The sequence below is a fragment of the Streptomyces sp. P13-3-3 genome (genome assembly GCF_050571355.1).
Lineage (GTDB): Bacteria > Actinomycetota > Actinomycetes > Streptomycetales > Streptomycetaceae > Streptomyces > Streptomyces althioticus.
On the sequence record NZ_CP192228.1, the window covers coordinates 2,526,776 to 2,545,833 of the forward strand.

The following is a 19,058-nucleotide window of genomic DNA, read 5'->3' on the forward strand; positions in this document are numbered from 1 at the left end:
TGAGGCCGGGCCGTCCCCGCGTGAGGGTCACCGAACCGGCGTAATCTGGGGCATATGCGGCAGCCCTCCGATTCCGGTGCGGTGACCGGTGAGCCCGAGGGGCCGGACCCGGTTTTCGTCGACGCCTCCGGCCGGCGGGCCCGGCTGCTGCGACGGGCCGGATACGGGGCCGCGGGACTGGCGGCCGGCTATCTGGGCGTCCTCGCGCTGAGCCTGATGGGGGCGACCCCGTTCGCCCCGGAGGCCCTGCTGCCGCCCCTGCCCGGCGAGTCCTCACCGACCGCCCCGCAGCGCCAGGACGCCGAGGGGGACGCCCGGCCGTCCGAGGAGGGCGGGGCCAGGGTGGGGCCGGGTACGCCCCTCATCCCGCTCGTCGTCGGCGCGGACCCGGCGGGTTCCCTGCTGCAGCCGCCCGGCGCCGAGCCCGGCAGTGTCGCCGGGGTGCCGGTGGAGCCGCCCGACGCGGGGGGCGTCGAGGTCACGGACGGCTCGACGCCCCCCGAGGAGCCCGGCACCGAGGAGCCCGGTGCGCCCGAGGAACCGCAGGAGCCGGGTGCCGGTGAGCCGTCCGCGCCCGGAGACGGCGGTGACTCCGAGGCGCCGCCGCCCGGCACCGACGAGCCGTCCGGGCCCGGTACGGACGCCCCGCCCGAACCGCCCGGGACACCTCAGCCCACGCCCGAGGCGCCGTCCGAGAACCCCGGCGCCTCCCCGCCCGACGACCCGCCGGCCGCCGGGACCCCCTGATGCGGGGGCGACCGCGCCGCCCGGCCCCTCCGCCGCCCGCGACGCCGGCGCCGCGGCGGCGCTGGTTCCGCGTCGTGGTCCCGCTGGTCCTGCTTGCCTTCGTCGTGTCCGTCCTCGCCGTCGAGGGATACACCTCCCGCGGCTTCGCCGGGGACCAGGAGGGCCGCGGGGAGCGGGCCGGAGGGAGCGGAGCGGGCGTGCCCCCGGAGGTCGCGGGCGGAGGCCCGGTCGTCGACGCGGGCCACGATCCTCCGCGCACCTACCGCGCCCCGCCCAGGACGGTCGTCCTGACCTTCGACGACGGACCCGACCCCGTGTGGACGCCCCGGATCCGCGAGGTCCTCGACCGCAACGACGTGCCCGGCACCTTCTTCGTCACCGGACGGCAGACCGCCCGCCACCCCGACCTCGTCCGGGACCTGATCCGCTCGGGACACGAGATCGGGGTGCACACCTTCTCCCACCCCGACCTGGCCACGCAGTCCGAGGACACGGTCGACCGGGAGCTGGCGTTCACCCAGCTCGCCCTTGCCGGGGCCGCCGGCGTCCACAGCTCGCTCCTGCGGATGCCGTACTCCTCGACCACCGGCGCCCTGGACGGCCCCTCCTGGACCGTCGCACGGCACCTCGGCGGGAAGGGGTATGTCCTGGCCTTCGTCGACCAGGACACCCGCGACTGGAGCCGGCCCGGCGCCCGTGCCATCGCCGACGCGGCCGTCCCCGAGGCGCCCGGCCGGGGCACGATCGTGCTGCTCCACGACTCCGGAGGCGACCGCTCGCAGACCGTGCGGGCGCTGGAGACGCTGGTACCGCGGCTCAAGGCCGACGGCTACCGCTTCTCCACGGTCGCCGAGCTGGTGGGCGTCGAACGCCTCACGGGCGGAGTCGACACCGCCGAGCGGTGGCGGGGGTGGGTGTTCGTGACCGCCGTGACCGTGTCGGGCACGACGGTGTCCGTGCTGGGCGCGCTGCTGCTGGTCGTCGGGGGGCTGGTGCTCGCGCGGTGCGTGCTGATGCTCGGGCTGGCCCACCGTCACGCGCGGCTCGCACGCCGGCGTCCGCGGGCCGGTCCCGGACCGCCCGTCACCGGGCCGGTCAGCGTGGTCGTGCCCGCGTACAACGAGGTCGTGTGCATCGGCAAGACGCTGCGGTCGCTGGTCGCGAGCGACCAGCCGGTGGAGATCGTCGTCGTGGACGACGGCTCCGACGACGGGACCGCCGACGCCGCCGAGGCACTGGGGCTGCCCGGGGTGACCGTGGTGCGCACGCCCAACCGGGGCAAGGCCGCCGCGCTGAACACCGGGGTGCTGCGCGCCTCGCACGAGATCGTGGTGATGCTCGACGCGGACACCGTCTTCGAGCCCTCGACCGTCCGCCGCCTCGTCGAGCCGTTCGCCGACCCCTCCGTCGGCGCCACCGCGGGCAACGCCAAGGTCGGCAACCGGCACGGCATGCTCGGCCGCTGGCAGCACATCGAGTACGTCATGGGCTTCAACCTCGACCGGCGCATGTACGACCTGCTGCGCTGCATGCCGACCGTGCCAGGGGCCGTCGGCGCCTTCCGCGTCACCGCCCTGCGCAGGGCCGGGATGATGAGCGGGGACACCCTCGCCGAGGACACCGACATCACCATGGCCCTGCACCGGGCCGGGTGGGACGTCCGGTACGCCGAGCACGCCGTCGCCTGGACCGAGGCCCCGGGGTCGCTGCGGCAACTGTGGCGCCAGCGGTACCGGTGGAGCTACGGCACCATGCAGGCCGCGTGGAAGCACCGGCACGCGCTCGTCGAGCGGGGCCACGCCGGACGGTTCGGGCGGGTCGGGCTGCCGCTGCTGGCGGTGTTCCAAATCCTCACGCCGCTGCTCGCCCCGCTGATCGACCTGCTGACCCTGTACGGGCTGGTGTTCGGCGACCCGCTCCTCACCGCGCTGGCCTGGCTGGGGGTGCTGGCCGTGCAGGGCGTGTGCGCCGCGTACGCCTTCCGGCTCGACGGGGAGCCGTTGCGGCCGCTGTGGGCGCTGCCGGTGCAGCAGGTCGTGTACCGGCAGGTGATGTACCTGGTGCTGGTGCAGGCCTGTCTCACCGCGCTCAGCGGGTATCGGCTGCCGTGGCAGCGGATGAAGCGGAAGGGGAATGTGGTGGTGCCGCCGAGGGGCGGAGGACTACCCTCGGGAGTATGACCTGGCGACATTGATGCAGCCGTAGTGCCTCCCGAGGGCCGCCTCGGGCGCCGTTCGACCTCAGCGTCCGGTGTCCGAACCGCCCTTACGGGAAGGCCTCATGACTCTCACGCCCACGCGTGCCGTCGACGTGCGCGTGCGTCGGCTCACGACCACGCTGTACGGCTACTCGTTCCTCGAAGAATTCGTCCTGCTGTACCCGGTGTACGCGCTGCTGTTCAGCGACGCCGGGCTGTCCGTGTGGCAGATCTCGTCCCTGTTCGCCCTGTGGTCGGTGACGGCCGTGGTGCTGGAGGTTCCGTCCGGGGCGTGGGCCGACGCGGTGTCGCGTCGGCTGCTGCTGGTCATCGGCCCCCTGCTGACGGGCGCCGGGTTCGCGCTGTGGGTGCTCGTGCCGTCGTACGCCGCGTTCGCGGCGGGGTTCGTGCTGTGGGGGACCGGCGGGGCGCTGTGCTCCGGTGCGCTGGAGGCCCTCGTCTACGACGAACTGGAGCGCGGCGGGGCCTCGGGCCGGTACGCGCGCGTGCTGGGGCGGGCGCGGGCGGCGGGGCTCGTTGCCGTGATGGCGGCGATGGGGCTGGCCGGGCCCGTGCTGGCGTGGGGCGGGCATGCGGCCGTGGGGGCGGCGAGTGTGCTGGTGTGCCTGCTGACCTCGGTGACCGCGCTGAGGTTCCCCGAGCACGAGGTGGCGCCGGCCGAGGAGCGTCAGGGCTGGGGCGTCGCGCTGCGGGCCGGTCTGGGTGAGGCCCGTCGGGACCGGTCCGTGCGGGGTGCGCTGCTGCTGGTGCCTGGGGTCGCGGCGGTGTGGGGGGCGCTGGACGAGTACACGCCGCTGCTGGTGCGGGAGGCGGGGGCCGCGGATGTGGCCGTGCCGTGGGTGCTGCTGGTGATCTGGGGCGGGGCCACGGCGGGGAGCCTGCTGGCGGGGGAGGGGGAGCGGTTCGGTACGGGCGGGCTCGCTCTGCTGCTGGGCGGGGGCGGCGTCGCTCTGGCGGTGGGCGCCGTCACCGGGACGGTGGCGGGACTTCTGCTGGTCGCCGTGGCGTTCGGTGCCTTCCAGGCGGCGACGGTGCTGGCGGAGGCGCGTCTCCAGCACCGGATCGAGTCGACGGGGCGGGCGACGTTGACGTCGGTGGCGGGGCTGGGCACGGAGGTCGTGACGCTGACGGTGTTCGCGGGGTACGCGGTGGTCGCGTCGGGACACGGGCACGGTGCGGCGTTCGCGGTGTCGGCGGTGCCGTACGTGGTGCTGGCGGTGGGGGTGGGCGTGGTGCGGCTGAGGGGGCGGCGGGTGGGGGCTGAGGTGTGACGCCTGCGGCGTCGGGTTCCGCGCGGACGCGCCGGCCGCTGTGGGCGACCACCCCCGCCCCGCCCCCTCCCCGCCGCGGGCGGCCGACGGGCGGCGGTTGTCACCCGTGCGGGGACACGGGGACCGTTTCGATGCCCTCGCTTCGTATCCGCTCGGTGCCCCAGGCGCCGAGTGGGGCCAGGGCCTTGTTCAGGGCGCGTCCGGACTCCGTCAGGGAGTACTCCACCCGTGGTGGCACCTCGGCGTACACCTCCCGGTGCACCAGGCCGTCCTCCTCCATCTCCCGCAGGTGCTGCGTCAGCATCTTCTCGCTCACCCCGGGCAGACCGCGGCGGAGCTCGGCGAAGCGGCGTACCCGGTGGGTGTCGAGCTCCCAGAGGATCAGGCCCTTCCATTTGCCGCTCACCACGTCGAGCGCGGCGTCGATGCCGCAGATGTACGGCCCCGTTCTGGGTGCCTTCGCCATCACCGGTCCCCCTTACGAAAAGGTAAGTACCGCAGTAAAAAGTCGGTACTTCCGAGCCTAGTGACGGCGTCGAAGGATGGAGGGGTGAACGAACGAGAGAACAGCAGCCACGAGCGCTCCGTCACCGTGATCGGGCTCGGTCCGATGGGGAAGGCCATGACCCGTACGCTTCTCGCCGCCGGCCATCCGGTCACCGTGTGGAACCGCACCGCAGCCAGGGCCGAAGCCGTTGTCGCCGGCGGAGCGGCGCTCGCGTCGACGCCCGGGGAGGCGGTGGAGGCGAGTGACCTTGTGATCCTCAGCCTCACCGACTACCGGGCGATGTACGACATCCTCGGCGGAGCCGTCGGTCCGCTCGCCGGCCGGACCCTGGTGAATCTGAGCTCCGACACGCCTGACCGCTCGCGTGAGGCGGCCGTCTGGGCGGAGGACCACGGCGCCGCCTTCCTGACCGGAGGGGTCATGGTCCCCGCGCCGATGGTCGGCACGGAGGCGGCCTTCGTCTACTACAGCGGCCGTGAACGCGTGATGGAGAGCCACCGGGCCGCGCTGGCGCTGCTGGGGACGCCGAAGTACCTGGGCGACGACCCGGGTCTCGCCCAGATGATGTACCAGGCCCAGCTCGCGGTGTTCCTCACCACCCTGTCCGGGCTGATGCACGCCACCGCGATGCTGGGCTCCGCGGGGATGAAGGCCCGGGAGGCGCTGCCGGAGCTGCTCTCCTCCGCCGATTCGACCGGCGACATCCTGCGGGCCGGCGAGGAGAATCCGGGCAGCGCGCTCGACGCCGGTGAGCATCCCGGTGATCTCAGCACCGTGACGATGATGGGCGCGACGTCCGACCACATCGTCGAGACCAGCAGGTCGCTCGGTCTGGACCTCGCGCTCCCGCTGGCCGTGCAGGGGCACTACCGGCGCGCGATCGAGGACGGGCACGGCGGCGACAACTGGAGCCGCATCATCGACAGCATCCGGGGCGCCCGCTGATCCCGTGCAACGAATCGCCGTGATCGGCCCTCCATGCGCAACGATCGGCGCACCGGTGCGCAACGGCTTCTCCTTGTCCGGCGCGGGCGGGCGACCGTACCTTCATGGGTGACCCCAACCCCCGCCTTCCGGTGAGGATCACCCATGCGCACCGCCCTGCTCCAGAGCTCCGGCCGTCCCGGCCACGTCGTCGAGAACCTCAAGGTTCTCGACGAGGCCGCCGGACGTGCGGCCGCCGCGGGGGCGGGTCTGCTGGTGACGTCGGAGCTGTTCCTCACCGGGTACGCCATCGGCGACGACCTCGGCCGTCTTGCCGAGCCCGCCGACGGTGACGCCGCGGACGCGATCGCCGAGACCGCGGTCCGGCACGGCCTCGCCGTCGCCTACGGCTACCCCGAGCGGGACGGAGACACGGTGTACAACTCCGTCCAGCTCGTCGCCCCCGACGGCGCCCGTCTCGCGAACTACCGCAAGACCCACCTCTACGGCGGCTTCGAGCGGGACCACTTCACCCCGGGGGACGCCACGGTCGTGCAGGCCGAGCTGGACGGCCTCACCGTCGGCCTGATGATCTGCTACGACGTGGAGTTCCCGGAGAACGTCCGGGCCCACGCCCTCGCCGGCACCGACCTGCTGCTGGTGCCCACGGCACTGCTGCACCCGTACCAGTTCGTCGCCGAGTCCGTGGTGCCCGTGCGGGCCTTCGAGAGCCAGCTGTACATCGCGTACGCCAACCGGGTCGGCCCCGAGGGCGAGTTCGAGTTCGTGGGGCTGTCCACGCTGGCCGGACCCGACGGGGTCGCCCGCGCCCGCGCCGGGCGCGGTGAGGAACTGCTCCTCGCCGACGCCGACCCGGTGCTGCTGGCCGCGTCGCGCGAGGCCAACCCGTATCTGCGGGACCGCCGGCCGCCCCTCTACGGGTCCCTCGTCTGATCCTCCCCGGTTCCACCACTGCAAGGAGTCCCCACCCCATGACGTCCACGGTGCCCAACGCCGTCGAGCACGCCGACGAGCAGCAGCCGCCGATCACCATGTTCGGCCCTGACTTCCCGTACGCGTACGACGACTTCCTGGCCCACCCCGCCGGGATCGGGCAGGTGCCGGCCACCGAGCACGGCACCGAGGTCGCCGTGATCGGCGGTGGGCTGTCCGGGATCGTCGCCGCCTACGAGCTGATGAAGATGGGGCTCAAGCCGGTCGTGTACGAGGCCGACCAGATCGGCGGGCGGCTGCGGACCGTCGGGTTCGACGGGTGCGACCCGTCGCTCACGGCGGAGATGGGCGCCATGCGGTTCCCGCCGTCGTCCACGGCGCTCCAGCACTACATCGACCTGGTGGGACTGGAGACCCGGCCCTTCCCCAACCCGCTGGCCGAGGCGACCCCCTCGACCGTCGTCGACCTCAAGGGCGAGTCGCACTACGCGGAGACCATGGCCGATCTGCCGCAGGTCTACCGTGACGTGGCCGACGCCTGGGCGCGGTGCCTGGAGGAGGGCGCCGACTTCTCCGACATGAACCGTGCCCTGCGCGAGCGGGACGTGCCGCGGATCCGGGAGATCTGGTCGCGGCTGGTCGAGAAGCTCGACAACCAGACCTTCTACGGGTTCCTGTGCGAGTCGGAGGCCTTCAGGTCCTTCCGGCACCGGGAGATCTTCGGGCAGGTCGGGTTCGGCACCGGGGGATGGGACACCGACTTCCCGAACTCCATCCTGGAGATCCTGCGGGTCGTCTACACCGAGGCCGACGACCACCACCGCGGGATCGTCGGAGGGTCGCAGCAGTTGCCGCTCCGGCTGTGGGAGCGGGAGCCCGAGAAGATCGTCCACTGGCCGTACGGCACCTCGCTGAAGGCGCTGCACGTGGACGGTGAGCCGCGGCCGGCCGTCACGCGGCTCGGGCGGACCGCCGGCAACGGGATCACCGTGACGGACGCGCGGGGTGACATCCGTACCTACCGTGCGGCCGTCTTCACCGCGCAGTCCTGGATGCTGCTGTCGAAGATCGACTGCGACGACTCGCTCTTCCCGATCGACCACTGGACCGCCATCGAGCGCACCCATTACATGGAGAGCTCCAAGCTCTTCGTACCCGTGGACCGTCCGTTCTGGCTGGACAAGGACGAGGAGACCGGGCGGGACGTCATGTCGATGACGCTCACCGACCGCATGACCCGCGGCACCTACCTGCTGGACAACGGCCCGGACAGGCCCGCCGTGATCTGCCTGTCCTACACCTGGTGCGACGACAGTCTGAAGTGGCTGCCGCTGTCCGCCAACGAGCGGATGGAGGTCATGCTGAAGTCGCTCGGCGAGATCTACCCGAAGGTCGACATCCGGAAGCACGTCATCGGCAACCCGGTGACCGTCTCCTGGGAGAACGAGCCGTACTTCATGGGCGCGTTCAAGGCCAACCTGCCGGGCCACTACCGCTACCAGCGGCGGCTGTTCACCCACTTCATGCAGGACCGGCTGCCGGAGGACAAGCGGGGCATCTTCCTCGCCGGCGACGACATCTCGTGGACGGCGGGCTGGGCCGAGGGCGCCGTGCAGACCGCGCTCAACGCGGTGTGGGGCGTGATGCACCAGCTCGGGGGCGCCACCGACCCGACCAACCCGGGCCCGGGCGACCTGTACGACGAGATCGCGCCCGTCGAACTCCCGGAGGACTGACGTCAGTCGGGCAGCGGGGTGAGCAGCATGCGGCCCGCGAACCCCACCGCGGTGTCCAGCCGTTCGGTGAACTCCGCCGCCACGTCGGGCAGCCGGCGCAGCGCCCACAGGGCGCGCGCCGCCGTCCAGGCCGCGTCCCGGGCCCGGTCCAGACTCCACGCGCCGAGCAGATGGGTCAGCGGGTCGGCGATCCTCAGTGACTCCGGGCCGGGCACCAGCTCGTCGCGGATGCGCTCCTCCAGCGACAGGAGGAGTTCGCCCACCGCCTCGAACTCGTCCTCCAGATCGGCGGGTTCGCAGCCGAGCGTACGGCAGGTGTCCACCACGGCCAGTGCGAGGTCGTGCCCGATGTGCGCGTTGATGCCCGCCAGCGCGAACTGCACCGGACGTACGCCGGGATGGCGGCGGAGCTGGAACAGCGGACGCCAGCAGGCGGGAGGACGCCGGCCGTCCGCCGCCGCGTCGACGGCCGCGAGGTAGTACTCCGCGAAGCGGACGTCCAGGGTGATCACCGCACGGGCGTCCGGGAACAGTCCGGCGTCGATGCGCCGGTCCACGGCCCGGGTCACGGCGAGGTAGACACGGTTGAAGACCGCGACCCCGTCCCGCGCGGGCAGGGCCGCGTCGAGGGCGCTCAGACGGGCGACGACCCCGTCGACCGGGGTGAGGACTTGTTCGCATTGCGCCATGAGCGCAGGGTGACACCTTTAGTCTGACTCCAGTGGCGGCGGGCCCGGCGCTTCCCCGGAACGGGGGAACGCGCCCGTCGCGGGGGAGGGGGAAGCACAAGGTGGCAGGCTCGCGTGCCCGCAGACTCTCGGCGCGCCGTGCGGACCGCCGGCGCGCCGCACGGAGGGCCACGATGGTCGCGGCGGCCTCGGTCGTGGTCGCGGCAGGCACCGTGTCCGGGGTGATCTCGGCGTCGGGGCCGGACGTGCCGGAGGCCCGGCCGGTGTCGTCCGCGTCGCCCCGTCTCGTGCCGCTGCCCGCCGTACCGTCGGCGTCGCCCTCGCCCTCGGCCACCGTGTCCGCGTCGCCGTCCGTCAGGCCGAAGCGGCCGAGCGCGCCGGCTCCCCGGTCGTCGTCGCAGGCGAAGAAGACCACGGCTTCCGCATGGCTCTACCGCCACCCCGCCTCCCGCGTGCTCGACTGGGTGCGGGCGCATCCCGACGACCCGCGCCGCCCGGTCATCGAGTCACGCATCGCCGACCAGCCGGCGGCCGTGTGGTTCGCGGACTGGTCGCCGGACACCGTCACCGCGCGGGTGAGGGCGGTGACGTCCGGCGGGGCCGCCGAGGGACGGGTGCCCGTCGTCGTGCCGTACGCGATTCCCGGGCGGGACTGCGGCGGTCACTCCGAGGGCGGTGCGCCGGACCTCGACGCCTACGACGAGTGGATCGACCGGTTCGCCGCGGGACTGGGCGGCGGGGAGGTCGTGGTGATCCTGGAGCCGGACTCGGTCGCGCAGGCCGACTGCCTGTCCGCCGGGGAGCGGGCCGAGCGGTTCGCCTCGCTGGCCCGCGCCGGACGCGTGTTCAAGGAGGCCAACCCCCGCGCCCGCGTCTACTACGACGCCGGGCACTCCGGCTGGCACGCGCCGGCCAAGCAGGCGGACCTGCTCCGCCGGGCGGGAGCAGCCTCGTCCGCGTCGTCGGACGGCGTCTTCAGCAACGTGTCCAACTTCCACGGCACGGCGGACGAGATCGCCTACGACCGTGCCGTGCTCGACGCCCTCGGAGGGACGGGCCTCGGCGCGGTGATCGACACCAGCCGCAACGGCAACGGCGCCCCCGCAGACGGCGAATGGTGCGACCCCGCGGGCCGCACCCTGGGCCGGGCCCCGACGCTCAGCACCGGCGAGGCCCGGATCGACGCCTACCTGTGGGTGAAGCTCCCCGGCGAGTCCGACGGCTGCATGGGCGCGCCGGGGACGTTCAGCCCGTCGTACGCCTACGACTTGGCGCGCTGATCCTCCCCGGGGCCGCCCGGGTCGTAGGAGGAGGTGCCCTCGTCGAGCAGCGGCTTCTGCGTCTTGAGGTGGGCGGGGGCGAAGGCGCGCAGCGCGTGGTAGCCGGTGATGACGACGACCGTGCCGAGGGCGATGCCGCTGAGCGAGAAGGTGTCGGTGAACTCCATGGACACGTTGCCGACGCCGATGATGATGCCCGCCGCGGCCGGCACCAGGTTCAGCGGATTGCGCAGGTCCACCTTGGCGTTGAGCCAGATCTGCGCGCCCAGCAGGCCGATCATGCCGTAGAGGATGACGGTGATGCCGCCCAGCACACCGCCGGGAATGGCCGCCACGACCGCGCCGAACTTCGGGCACAGGCCGAACAGCAGGGCGAAGCAGGCGGCGGCCCAGTAGGCGGCCGTGGAGTAGACGCGGGTCGCGGCCATCACGCCGATGTTCTCGGAGTAGGTGGTGTTGGGCGGGCCGCCGACCGCGGTGGACAGCATGGAGCCGACGCCGTCGGCGGAGATGGCCGTGCCGAGCTTGTCGTCCAGGTTGTCGCCGGTCATCTCGCCGACCGCCTTCACATGGCCCGCGTTCTCGGCGATCAGGGCGATGACCACGGGCAGCGCGACGAGGATCGCCGACCACTCGAAGGACGGCCCGTGGAAGTCGGGCAGGCCGATCCAGTCCGCCCGGCCCACGCCGGACAGGTCGAGACGCCAGTGGTCGGTCACCTTGCCGCTCGCGTCCGCCGAGTGGATCTGCCCGAAGATCCGGTCCTGCGCCCAGGACAGCACGTAGCCGAAGATCAGGCCGAGGAAGATCGCGATGCGGGACCAGAAGCCGCGCAGGCAGACCACGGCCAGTCCGGTGAACAGCATCACGAACAGCGCGGTCCACTGGTCCTGGGGCCAGTACGTCGAGGCGGTCACCGGCGCCAGGTTGAAGCCGATCAGCATGACCACCGCGCCGGTCACCACGGGCGGCATCGCCGCGTGGATGATCCGCGCGCCGAACTTCCGCACCGCGAGGCCCACGAGGAACAGCGCCCCGCCCACCACGAACACCGCGCCCGTCACGGTGGCGCTGGAACCGCCGTCGGCCCGGATCACCGCGGCGACGCCCACGAACGAGAGCGAGCAGCCCAGGTAGCTCGGCACCCGGCCGCGGGTGGCCAGCAGGAAGACCATGGTGGCGACGCCCGACATCATGATCGCCAGGTTGGGGTCCAGGCCCATGAGAACGGGCGCCACGAAGGACGCGCCGAACATGGCGACCACGTGCTGGGCGCCCAGGCCCGCCGTGCGGGGCCAGGAAAGGCGCTCGTCGGGACGGACGACCGCCCCGGGTGCCGGAGTGCGTCCGTCCCCGTGCAGTTTCCAGCGGACGCCGAGATCCATGGGTTGTCGCTTTCGTTCGTGCGGCCAGCGTGTCCGCACCATTGTGCGGCCCGGAGGGGAGTGGTTCGCACAGGTGGGCGGGCACCCGGGCGTCTCTGAGCGTCCGCTTAGGATGAGGTCACGCCGTCGATCGATGCACACGGCACCGATCCCGTACGTCCCAGGAGCACCGCCCGTGACCGCCGAAGCCCCGCCCGCACCCGCCCTCTCCTACGGCCGGCTGATCCCCGTGACCGTCCACTTCGACGACCTCGACGCGCTGGGGCTGCTGCACAACGCCCGCTACCCGCTGCTCGTCGAGCGCGCCTGGGCCGAGCTGTGGCAGGCCAACGGCATCACCTTCGACGGCGACTGGGTGGCCGCGGGCGACGCGTGCAACGCGGTCAAGGAACTGCGCCTCACCTACGAGGCCCCGGTGACCCGGCCCGGTCCCTACGCCGTCCACCTGTGGCTGGACCGGCTCGGCACCACCGGGCTCACCTACGGCTTCCGGTTCTGCTCGCCGGACGGCGCCGTGACCTACGCCCGGGGCAGCCGGGTGCTGGTGCGGCTGGACGCCACGACCCTTCGCCCGGCGCCGTGGAGCGAGGGGTTCAGGGGCGCCGCTCGGGAACTGCTGCGTCCGGACGCGTGACCTTCACCCGGTCGCCCGCGCGCAGCACCCCGGCGAAGCCCGCGATGCCGCACGTCAACACCGTCACCAGCACGAACGACACCATCAGGCTGGTCGCCTGGGCCAGCATGCCGATCGCGCTCGGGGCGATCAGCCCCGACGTGTAGGTGATCGTCGCCACGCCGGCGATGGCCAGGCTCGGGTTGGAGCCGCTGCGGCCGGCTGCGGCGAAGCAGAGCGGGACGACCACCGCGATGCCCAGCCCCATCAGCGCGAACCCGGCCATCGCGACGGCCGGGTGGCCGGCGGACACGATGAGCACGCCGCCGAGGAGGGCGACCACGCCGCTCGCGCGGACCGTCCGCACCGCGCCGTAGCGGTCCACCACCCGGTCGCCCGCGATCCGGGCGACCGCCATGGTGAGCGTGAAGCCGGTGGTGCAGGCGGCCGCGAGACCGGCGGAGGTCTCCAGCTGGTCGCGCAGATAGACCGCCGACCAGTCCAGGCTCGCCCCCTCGGCGAAGACCGCGCAGAAGCCGATCGCGCCGATCAGCAGCGCCGACCGGGGCGGCAGCGCGAACCGGGGCGGCGGCTCCTCGTCCTCGGCCGGCTGCAGGTCGAGCACCCACGCGCAGGCCACGAAGCCCACGACCGTCAGCACGGCGGCCGCCAGCGCGTGGTGCAGCCGGGCGTCCGAGCCGAGATGCGCGGCGAGCGTGCCGGCCGCCGAGCCGACGACCGCGCCGACGCTCCACATGCCGTGCAGACCCGACATGATCGACCGGTCGAGCCGGTTCTCCACCTCGACGCCCAGGGCGTTCATCGCCACGTCCGACATGCCCGCCGTGGCGCCGTAGACGAACAGCGCCAGACACAGGGTCAGCAGGTTCGGGGCGAGGGACGGCAGGATCAGCGCGAGCGTCCACAGGGCGAGCAGGCCGCGCAGCGCGTTGCGGGCGCCGAAGCGGTGCGAGATGCCGCCCGCGAGCGGCATCGCGAGGGACGCGCCCAGCGCGGGGAACGCGAGCGCCAGACCCAGCTGGCCCGCGCTGACCCCCGCGTGGTCCTGGATCCAGGGGACCCGGGTCGCGAACGAGCCGGTGACCGCGCCGTGCACGGCGAACACGGCGGCCACGGCGTACCGCGCCCGCTTCACCTCGTGTGGTGCGTGAACCACTGCGCTCATCGACCCGCCCCTCCCAGATCCACCGCTGTCGTGTGCGCGTTCCCCCGGCGTGCCGCGCCGCCGTAAACTATCAGGAACCCTGCCTGAAAGAAACGGGGTATCCCGAGACCCGGCACCCGCCGACCGGGCCCCCGATCTGGGAGGATCCCCGGCATGGCCGCATCCCCGAGCACCGCCCGAGCCATCAACGACCGGCTCGCCCTGCGCCTGCTCCAGCAGGAAGGCCCGCTGACCGCCGGGCAGTTGAAGGAACGCACCGGACTCTCCCGGCCCACCGTCGCCGACCTGGTCGAACGCCTCACCGCCGCCGGCATGGTCGAGGTCGCCGGCGAGGCCCGGGCCCAGCGCAGGGGCCCCAACGCCAAGCTCTACGGCCTCGTCGCCGGCCGCGCGCACCTCGCCGCCCTGGACGTGCGCACCGAGGGCGTCGCCCTGGTCGTGTCCGACCTCGTCGGCGGGGTGCTGGCCGAGGCGTCCCTTCCCATCGCCGACGACACCGGCACCGGCCCCGCGGTCGAGCAGGCCGTGACCCTGGTCGAGCGGACGGCCAAGGAGGCGGGCGCCGACCGGCTCCACACGGTGGGCATCGGCGCGCCCGGCCTCATCGACCCCGCGACCGGCGAACTCCGCGACTCGACGAGCCTTCCCGAGTGGCACCGGCGCCTGGTGGCCGCCCTGCAGGAGCGGCTGCCCGAGGCCCGGGTCAGCGTGGAGAACGAGACCAACCTCGCCGCGCTCGCCGAGCAGCGCGACGGGTCCGCGCGTGACCGGGACACCTTCGTGCTGCTGTGGCTGGGCCACGGCACGGGCGCCGCCGTGATCCTCGACGGCACGTTGCGCCGGGGCGCCTCCGGCGGTACCGGCGAGATCGGCTTCCTCCCCGTCCCGGGCACCCGTGGCCTGCCCTCCGCGACCGACTGCGCGGGCGGCTTCCACTCCCTGGCCGGCGCGGCGGCGGTCGCGGCGCTCGCGAAGGAGCGCGGGGTCGTACCGGAGCCCGGGTCCGACCCGGAGGCGGCGGGCGCGGTACGGGCGGCCGTCTCCCGGCCCGGGAGCGCGACGCACACGCGCTTCCTCGACACCCTGGCCGACCGGGTCGCCGTGGGCGTGGCCTCCGTGGTCGCGCTGCTGGACCCCGGCTGCGTGGTCCTGGGCGGCGAGATCGGCCAGGCGGGCGGCGAGGCACTGGCGTCCCGCGTCCACGACCGCCTGACCGTGATGTCCCCGCTCCCCGTCGAGGTCCGCCCCAGCACCCTGGGCGGCGGGGCGGTGCTGAGGGGCGCGCTGCTCACGGCCCGGGATCACGCCCAGGACGAACTGTTCGGGGTGCCGGGGCACTGACGGCGGGTCCCGGCGGGCCGGGCTGTTCTGCCGGGGTCTGCGGGTGGCCGCTTGGCGGCAGGCGGGGCAGCCTTGCCTGGTGTCTGCGCGGGGCGGGCTGCTGCCCGGTGCTCCGGGTGGCCGACCGGCGGCGAGCGGGGTCCGGCGGGCTGTCCCGCCTCCGGTCTCTCGCCTGGCGGCGGGCAGGGTCGGGCCGCGCCCGGCGCCTTCAGGCGCCTATCGCGGACCCCCCGTCACCGCGAACCGTTCCGTGAGGTAGTCCTCGAACGTGCGGGTGCCCACCGCCCGGTCCGGGGCGAGATGGCCTCCCGCGCGGAACGCCTCGTACGCCGATCCGCGGAGCGGGACCTTCACCAGGGCGCGGCGGCGGCCCGCCGCGTCCAGGTAGCCGCGCGCCAGCGAGTGGAGCGTGCGGATCTCGGGGCCGCCCATGTCGTCCGCGCGGCCGACCGGGGCGCCCTGCGCCAGCTCGGCCAGGCGCTGCGCGACCTCCCTGACCTCCACCGGCTGGTCCTTCACCCGGGCGGGCAGCGGCATCACCGGTGACTTGGACAGGCCCTGGAACAGCCGGTACAGCAGGTCGTGGAACTGGGTGGCGCGCAGCACCGTCCAGCCGGTCCCGCAGTCCTCGAACTGCCGCTCCACCGCCAGCTTGGTGCGGTAGTAGGGGAACGGCACCCGGTCCACGCCGACGATCGAGATGTAGACCAGATGCGCCACCCCGGCCCGCCGCGCCGCCGTGATCAGGTTCCGCGCGGCCTGTTCGTCGCCGCCGCGCGCGGAGGTGGCGCAGTGCACGACCGTGTGCGTGCCGTCCAGGGCGCTGTCCAGCCCGGTGTCGCCCTCGCGCAGGTCGACGGCGTAGGGCGCGGTGTGTCGGCTGAGCACGCGCACCTCGTGGCCGTCCGCTCGCAGTCGCGTGACGACATGCCGGCCGAGGGTTCCGGTACCGCCGGTCACCAGGATCGTGGTCATGCTGCTCAAGTCCCTCCGGACACGGGCGCCCTGGGGTGTCGTGCGCGTGGCGCCGTACGGCATCCAGCTTCGCCGGGCCGGGCGCCGGGCGCATCCGCACGGGTGGTGAGGCCCGGCGGCGGGCAAGGGCCGTCGTCACCGCCGCCGGGCCGGCCTGAAGGGGAGCGCGGCGGACCCCAGGTCCGGCCGGCGCTCCGCGGAGGTGGCTCGGACCCTAAGAGGACTAGACCACTCGGGTCAATGGGTATGGACCACCCGCCGGAGGCGGAGGGGGCGCCAAGGGGGCGCACGCCCGCGCCAGTTGTGCGTCGTGCGACCCTCGGTTGCCTCTACGTAGCCCGCTGTGAGCCACTCCACACACCTCACCCGCGTGGCCGAGTCGCGCCCGTGGCAGACTGGGGCTGTACCAGTAGCAGCGCACTCCGGGGTCGGTGAAAGTCCGAACCGGCGGTTACAGTCCGCGACCCGGTCGCCTCCAGCGACCGGTTGACCAGGTGAAATTCCTGGACCGACGGTTAAAGTCCGGATGGGAGGCAGTGCGCGGCGGGCGGGCATCCATGCGCGCCGCCGTACCGGTTCGCCCTTCGGGCGATCCCTGTCCGGCGTCGTCCCCGGTGTCCTCACCCGTGAACCTGTCGTCATCGACAGCCCCGGAGTCCGTGCCCGAAGAGGCAGGAGGACCCGGGAAGTGTTCACCGGAATCGTCGAAGAGCTGGGCGAAGTCATCGCCGTCGAGACCCTCGACGACGCCTGTCGCTTCCGCCTGCGCGGCCCCGTGGTCACCCAAGGCGCGAAACACGGCGACTCCATCGCCGTCAACGGCGTGTGCCTCACCGTCGTCGACCACGAGGGCGACGAGTTCACCGCCGACGTCATGGCGGAGACCCTGAAGCGCTCCAGCCTCGGCGCCCTCGCCGTCGGCTCCCGCGTCAACCTCGAACGGCCCACCGCCGTCGGCGACCGCCTCGGCGGCCACATCGTGCAGGGCCACGTCGACGGCACCGGCGAGATCCTCGACCGCACCCCGTCCGAGCACTGGGAGATCGTCAGGATCTCCCTCCCCGCGGAGCTCAGCCGCTACGTCGTGGAGAAGGGCTCCGTCACCGTCGACGGCATCAGCCTCACCGTCGTCGACGCCGGGCGCGACCACTTCACCGTCAGCCTCATCCCCACCACCCTCGCCCTGACCACCCTCGGCATCAAGAAGCCCGGGGACCCGGTCAACCTCGAGGTGGACGTCATCGCCAAGTACGTCGAGCGCATGCTCGGCGACCGCGTCGCGGGCGAGGAGGTCACCCGGTGAACTGGCTCAACTCCGAGGCCTTCACCCTCTTCGGCCAGCACATCAAGTGGGCCGACATGATCGGCAACGTGATCGGGCTGATCGGCCTCGCCCTCGGCTGGCGCCGCTCCCTGTGGACCTGGCCCGCCCAGTTCGTCTCCGGGCTCATCCTCTTCACGGCCTTCGCCACCGCCCACCTCTCCGGCAGCGCCGGCAAGCAGGTCGTCGTCATGCTCGTCGCCGTCTGGGGCTTCCGGCAGTGGAACCGCGGCCGGCAACAGGCCCAGGACGGCTCCGTCGCCGTACGGTTCGCCACCTGGCGCGAGCGGGGCGTGCTGCTCGCCGGGGCCGCCCTCGGCACCCTCGCCGTCGGGGGCCTGTTCACCGCCTACCCGTCCCTGTCCTGGGACCCCTGGCCGGACGCCTACATCTTCGTCGGCACGGTCGTCGCGATGTACGCCCAGGCGCGCGGCATGGTCGAGTTCTGGTTCGCCTGGCTGCTCGTCGACCTCGTCGGCGTCCCGCTGAACTTCGCCAACGGCTTCGCCTTCTCCGGCTTCGTCTACGTCATCTACGGCGCACTCGTCCTGTGGGGCATGCGCGACTGGTGGCTGCGCTCCCGCGACGCGCGGCCCGCACTGGAAGGAGCGCCCGCATGAGTGCGGCACCCATGCTCTACGACACCGAGGACCTCGACCTCCGGCTCGACCCCGTCGAGCAGGCGATCGCCGACATCGCCGCCGGCCGCCCCGTGGTGGTCGTCGACGACGAGAACCGGGAGAACGAGGGCGACCTGATCGTCGCCGCCGAGAAGGTGACCGAGGAGATCGTCGCCTTCATGATGACCGAGTGCCGCGGCATGATCTGCGCGCCCATGACGGGGGAGGAGCTCGACCGGCTCCGGATCCCGCAGATGGTCGAGCAGAACTCCGAGTCCATGCGGACCGCGTTCACCGTCACCGTCGACGGCTCCGCCGCCCACGGCGTCACCACCGGCATCTCCGCCTCCGACCGCGCCACCACCCTCCGGCTGCTGGCCTCCGGCACGTCCGCGCCCGACGACCTCGTCCGGCCCGGCCACATCTTCCCGCTGCGCGCCCGCCCCGGCGGCGTGCTCGAGCGCGACGGCCACACCGAGGCCGCCGTCGACCTGGCCCGCCTCGCCGGACTGCGCCCGGCCGGCGCCATCGTGGAGATCGCCGGCGAGGACGGCCGCATGCTGCGCCTGCCCGAGCTCGTCCCGTTCGCCCGCAAGCACGGCCTGTCGATCATCTCCATCGAGGACCTGATCGCCTACCGGCGCGGCAGCGAGCCCACCGTCCGCCGCGAGGCCGAGGTCAGGCTGCCCACCGCCCACGGCACCTTCACCGCGTACGGGTTCCGCTCCACCGTGGACGGCGTCGAGCACGTCGCCCTGGTGCACGGCGACCTCGGCGACGGCGCGGACGTCCTCGTCCGCATGCACTCCGAGTGCCTCACCGGCGACGTCTTCGGCTCCCAGCGCTGCGACTGCGGCCCCCAGCTCGACGCCTCCCTGGACCGCATCCAGGAGGAGGGCCGGGGCGTCGTCGTCTACCTGCGCGGCCACGAGGGACGCGGCATCGGCCTGATGTCCAAGCTCCGCGCCTACGAACTCCAGGAGCGCGGCCGCGACACCCTCGACGCCAACCTGGAACTCGGCCTGCCCGCCGACGCCCGGGACTACGCGGCCGGCGCCCAGATCCTCGCCGACCTCGGCGTCCGCAGCGTCCGGCTGATGACCAACAACCCCGACAAGTCCGACGCGCTCGCCCGCCACGGCATCGACGTCGTCCGGCGCGAGCCGATGCCCGTCACCGCGAGCGAGCACAACCTCCGCTACCTGCGCACCAAGCGGGACCGGATGGGCCACGACCTGCCCTGGCTGGACACGCCGACCGTGCCCGCCTGCGGCAACCAGTAACGAGAAC

Annotated in this window: 17 protein-coding genes and 1 riboswitch; of the genes, 12 read left to right on the forward strand and 5 right to left on the reverse strand. The window is 73.2% G+C overall.

The window, feature by feature from the left end; translation table 11 throughout:
- The first annotated feature begins 54 nt into the window (after nt 1–54).
- The 3 genes from ACQZOG_RS11470 (at nt 55) to ACQZOG_RS11480 (ending at nt 4,236) form a co-directional block, all read left to right on the forward strand.
- Nucleotides 55–747 (forward strand): hypothetical protein, encoded by a 693-nt coding sequence (locus ACQZOG_RS11470; RefSeq protein ID WP_033275119.1) that lies wholly within the window; start codon nt 55–57, stop codon nt 745–747.
- Entirely contained in the window at nt 747–2,927 is a 2,181-nt protein-coding gene (locus ACQZOG_RS11475; protein ID WP_401457301.1) for a bifunctional polysaccharide deacetylase/glycosyltransferase family 2 protein, read from the forward strand. Before ACQZOG_RS11470 ends, ACQZOG_RS11475 begins: the two co-directional genes overlap by 1 nt.
- Nucleotides 2,928–3,027: 100 nt before the next feature.
- Nucleotides 3,028–4,236 carry an MFS transporter gene (locus tag ACQZOG_RS11480; RefSeq protein WP_033275120.1) on the forward strand — a complete coding sequence of 403 codons (1,209 nt, stop codon included), beginning with the start codon at nt 3,028–3,030 and terminating at the stop codon, nt 4,234–4,236.
- A 100-nt stretch (nt 4,237–4,336) separates the two neighbouring features.
- Here the strand turns inward: ACQZOG_RS11480 and ACQZOG_RS11485 are convergent, their stop codons facing one another.
- Complete coding sequence (locus ACQZOG_RS11485) at nt 4,337–4,702, reverse strand: winged helix-turn-helix transcriptional regulator (protein ID WP_033275121.1); 366 nt, start codon at nt 4,700–4,702, stop codon at nt 4,337–4,339.
- Between the two features lie 84 nt (nt 4,703–4,786).
- On the opposite strand from ACQZOG_RS11485, the gene ACQZOG_RS11490 reads away from it, so the two are divergent.
- The 3 genes from ACQZOG_RS11490 to ACQZOG_RS11500 all read left to right on the forward strand — a co-directional run bounded on the left by ACQZOG_RS11490 (nt 4,787) and on the right by ACQZOG_RS11500 (nt 8,358).
- Nucleotides 4,787–5,689, forward strand: a complete 903-nt coding sequence (locus ACQZOG_RS11490) for an NAD(P)-dependent oxidoreductase (protein ID WP_033275122.1) — start codon at nt 4,787–4,789, stop codon at nt 5,687–5,689.
- Between the two features lie 144 nt (nt 5,690–5,833).
- Nucleotides 5,834–6,622, forward strand: a complete 789-nt coding sequence (locus tag ACQZOG_RS11495; protein ID WP_033275123.1) for a carbon-nitrogen hydrolase family protein — start codon at nt 5,834–5,836, stop codon at nt 6,620–6,622.
- 38 nt (nt 6,623–6,660) lie between these two features.
- A complete protein-coding gene (locus tag ACQZOG_RS11500; protein WP_033275124.1) occupies nt 6,661–8,358 on the forward strand; it encodes a flavin monoamine oxidase family protein in 1,698 nt (565 codons plus the stop codon).
- Nucleotides 8,359–8,360: 2 nt separating this feature from the next.
- Here ACQZOG_RS11500 and ACQZOG_RS11505 read toward each other — a convergent pair whose 3' ends face one another.
- Complete coding sequence (locus ACQZOG_RS11505; protein ID WP_033275125.1) at nt 8,361–9,047, reverse strand: DUF5995 family protein; 687 nt, start codon at nt 9,045–9,047, stop codon at nt 8,361–8,363.
- A 173-nt stretch (nt 9,048–9,220) separates the two neighbouring features.
- Between ACQZOG_RS11505 and ACQZOG_RS11510 the strand changes: the two genes are divergently transcribed.
- Nucleotides 9,221–10,327: a glycoside hydrolase family 6 protein gene (locus ACQZOG_RS11510; RefSeq protein ID WP_033275126.1), complete on the forward strand. Its 1,107-nt coding sequence runs from the start codon at nt 9,221–9,223 to the stop codon at nt 10,325–10,327.
- Here the strand turns inward: ACQZOG_RS11510 and ACQZOG_RS11515 are convergent.
- The gene (locus ACQZOG_RS11515) at nt 10,309–11,712 is read right to left on the reverse strand and encodes a uracil-xanthine permease family protein (protein ID WP_033275127.1); all 1,404 of its coding nucleotides are present in this window, start codon (nt 11,710–11,712) and stop codon (nt 10,309–10,311) included. The two genes, ACQZOG_RS11510 and ACQZOG_RS11515, sit on opposite strands and share 19 nt — an antisense overlap.
- A 175-nt stretch (nt 11,713–11,887) precedes the next feature.
- Here ACQZOG_RS11515 and ACQZOG_RS11520 point away from each other — a divergent pair, with 175 nt between their 5' ends.
- Nucleotides 11,888–12,346 (forward strand): acyl-CoA thioesterase, encoded by a 459-nt coding sequence (locus ACQZOG_RS11520; protein WP_033275128.1) that lies wholly within the window; start codon nt 11,888–11,890, stop codon nt 12,344–12,346.
- On the opposite strand, the gene ACQZOG_RS11525 is transcribed toward ACQZOG_RS11520, so the two are convergent.
- Entirely contained in the window at nt 12,306–13,511 is a 1,206-nt protein-coding gene (locus tag ACQZOG_RS11525; protein WP_033275129.1) for an MFS transporter, read from the reverse strand. The two genes, ACQZOG_RS11520 and ACQZOG_RS11525, sit on opposite strands and share 41 nt — an antisense overlap.
- A 153-nt stretch (nt 13,512–13,664) precedes the next feature.
- Between ACQZOG_RS11525 and ACQZOG_RS11530 the strand changes: the two genes are divergently transcribed.
- Nucleotides 13,665–14,852: an ROK family transcriptional regulator gene (locus ACQZOG_RS11530; protein WP_037638548.1), complete on the forward strand. Its 1,188-nt coding sequence runs from the start codon at nt 13,665–13,667 to the stop codon at nt 14,850–14,852.
- A 216-nt stretch (nt 14,853–15,068) separates the two neighbouring features.
- Here the strand turns inward: ACQZOG_RS11530 and ACQZOG_RS11535 are convergent, their stop codons facing one another.
- On the reverse strand, nt 15,069–15,827 hold the full coding sequence (locus tag ACQZOG_RS11535; protein WP_037638546.1) for an SDR family oxidoreductase: 759 nt from the start codon (nt 15,825–15,827) through the stop codon (nt 15,069–15,071).
- A gap of 413 nt (nt 15,828–16,240) precedes the next feature.
- Nucleotides 16,241–16,371, forward strand: a riboswitch (FMN riboswitch).
- Between the two features lie 144 nt (nt 16,372–16,515).
- Here ACQZOG_RS11535 and ACQZOG_RS11540 point away from each other — a divergent pair.
- Genes ACQZOG_RS11540 through ACQZOG_RS11550 form a run of 3 tightly spaced genes read left to right on the forward strand, consistent with a single transcriptional unit; the run spans nt 16,516 to nt 19,051 of the window.
- The gene (locus ACQZOG_RS11540) at nt 16,516–17,130 is read left to right on the forward strand and encodes a riboflavin synthase (protein ID WP_033275132.1); all 615 of its coding nucleotides are present in this window, start codon (nt 16,516–16,518) and stop codon (nt 17,128–17,130) included.
- On the forward strand, nt 17,127–17,768 hold the full coding sequence (locus ACQZOG_RS11545; RefSeq protein ID WP_033275133.1) for a nicotinamide mononucleotide transporter family protein: 642 nt from the start codon (nt 17,127–17,129) through the stop codon (nt 17,766–17,768). Before ACQZOG_RS11540 ends, ACQZOG_RS11545 begins: the two co-directional genes overlap by 4 nt.
- Nucleotides 17,765–19,051, forward strand: coding sequence for a bifunctional 3,4-dihydroxy-2-butanone-4-phosphate synthase/GTP cyclohydrolase II (locus tag ACQZOG_RS11550; RefSeq protein ID WP_033275134.1), 1,287 nt, complete (start codon nt 17,765–17,767; stop codon nt 19,049–19,051). Before ACQZOG_RS11545 ends, ACQZOG_RS11550 begins: the two co-directional genes overlap by 4 nt.
- The last annotated feature ends 7 nt before the right edge of the window (nt 19,052–19,058 follow it).

Bases quoted from the DNA above. Each gene is read 5' to 3' on its own strand.
- ACQZOG_RS11470 (WP_033275119.1), top strand. From the start codon at position 55: ATGCGGCAGCCCTCCGATTCCGGTGCGGTGACCGGTGAGCCCGAGGGG.
- ACQZOG_RS11475 (WP_401457301.1), top strand. From the start codon at position 747: ATGCGGGGGCGACCGCGCCGCCCGGCCCCTCCGCCGCCCGCGACGCCG.
- ACQZOG_RS11480 (WP_033275120.1), top strand. From the start codon at position 3,028: ATGACTCTCACGCCCACGCGTGCCGTCGACGTGCGCGTGCGTCGGCTC.
- ACQZOG_RS11485 (WP_033275121.1), bottom strand. From the start codon at position 4,702: ATGGCGAAGGCACCCAGAACGGGGCCGTACATCTGCGGCATCGACGCC.
- ACQZOG_RS11495 (WP_033275123.1), top strand. From the start codon at position 5,834: ATGCGCACCGCCCTGCTCCAGAGCTCCGGCCGTCCCGGCCACGTCGTC.
- ACQZOG_RS11500 (WP_033275124.1), top strand. From the start codon at position 6,661: ATGACGTCCACGGTGCCCAACGCCGTCGAGCACGCCGACGAGCAGCAG.
- ACQZOG_RS11505 (WP_033275125.1), bottom strand. From the start codon at position 9,047: ATGGCGCAATGCGAACAAGTCCTCACCCCGGTCGACGGGGTCGTCGCC.
- ACQZOG_RS11510 (WP_033275126.1), top strand. From the start codon at position 9,221: ATGGTCGCGGCGGCCTCGGTCGTGGTCGCGGCAGGCACCGTGTCCGGG.
- ACQZOG_RS11515 (WP_033275127.1), bottom strand. From the start codon at position 11,712: ATGGATCTCGGCGTCCGCTGGAAACTGCACGGGGACGGACGCACTCCG.
- ACQZOG_RS11525 (WP_033275129.1), bottom strand. From the start codon at position 13,511: ATGAGCGCAGTGGTTCACGCACCACACGAGGTGAAGCGGGCGCGGTAC.
- ACQZOG_RS11530 (WP_037638548.1), top strand. From the start codon at position 13,665: ATGGCCGCATCCCCGAGCACCGCCCGAGCCATCAACGACCGGCTCGCC.
- ACQZOG_RS11535 (WP_037638546.1), bottom strand. From the start codon at position 15,827: ATGACCACGATCCTGGTGACCGGCGGTACCGGAACCCTCGGCCGGCAT.
- ACQZOG_RS11550 (WP_033275134.1), top strand. From the start codon at position 17,765: ATGAGTGCGGCACCCATGCTCTACGACACCGAGGACCTCGACCTCCGG.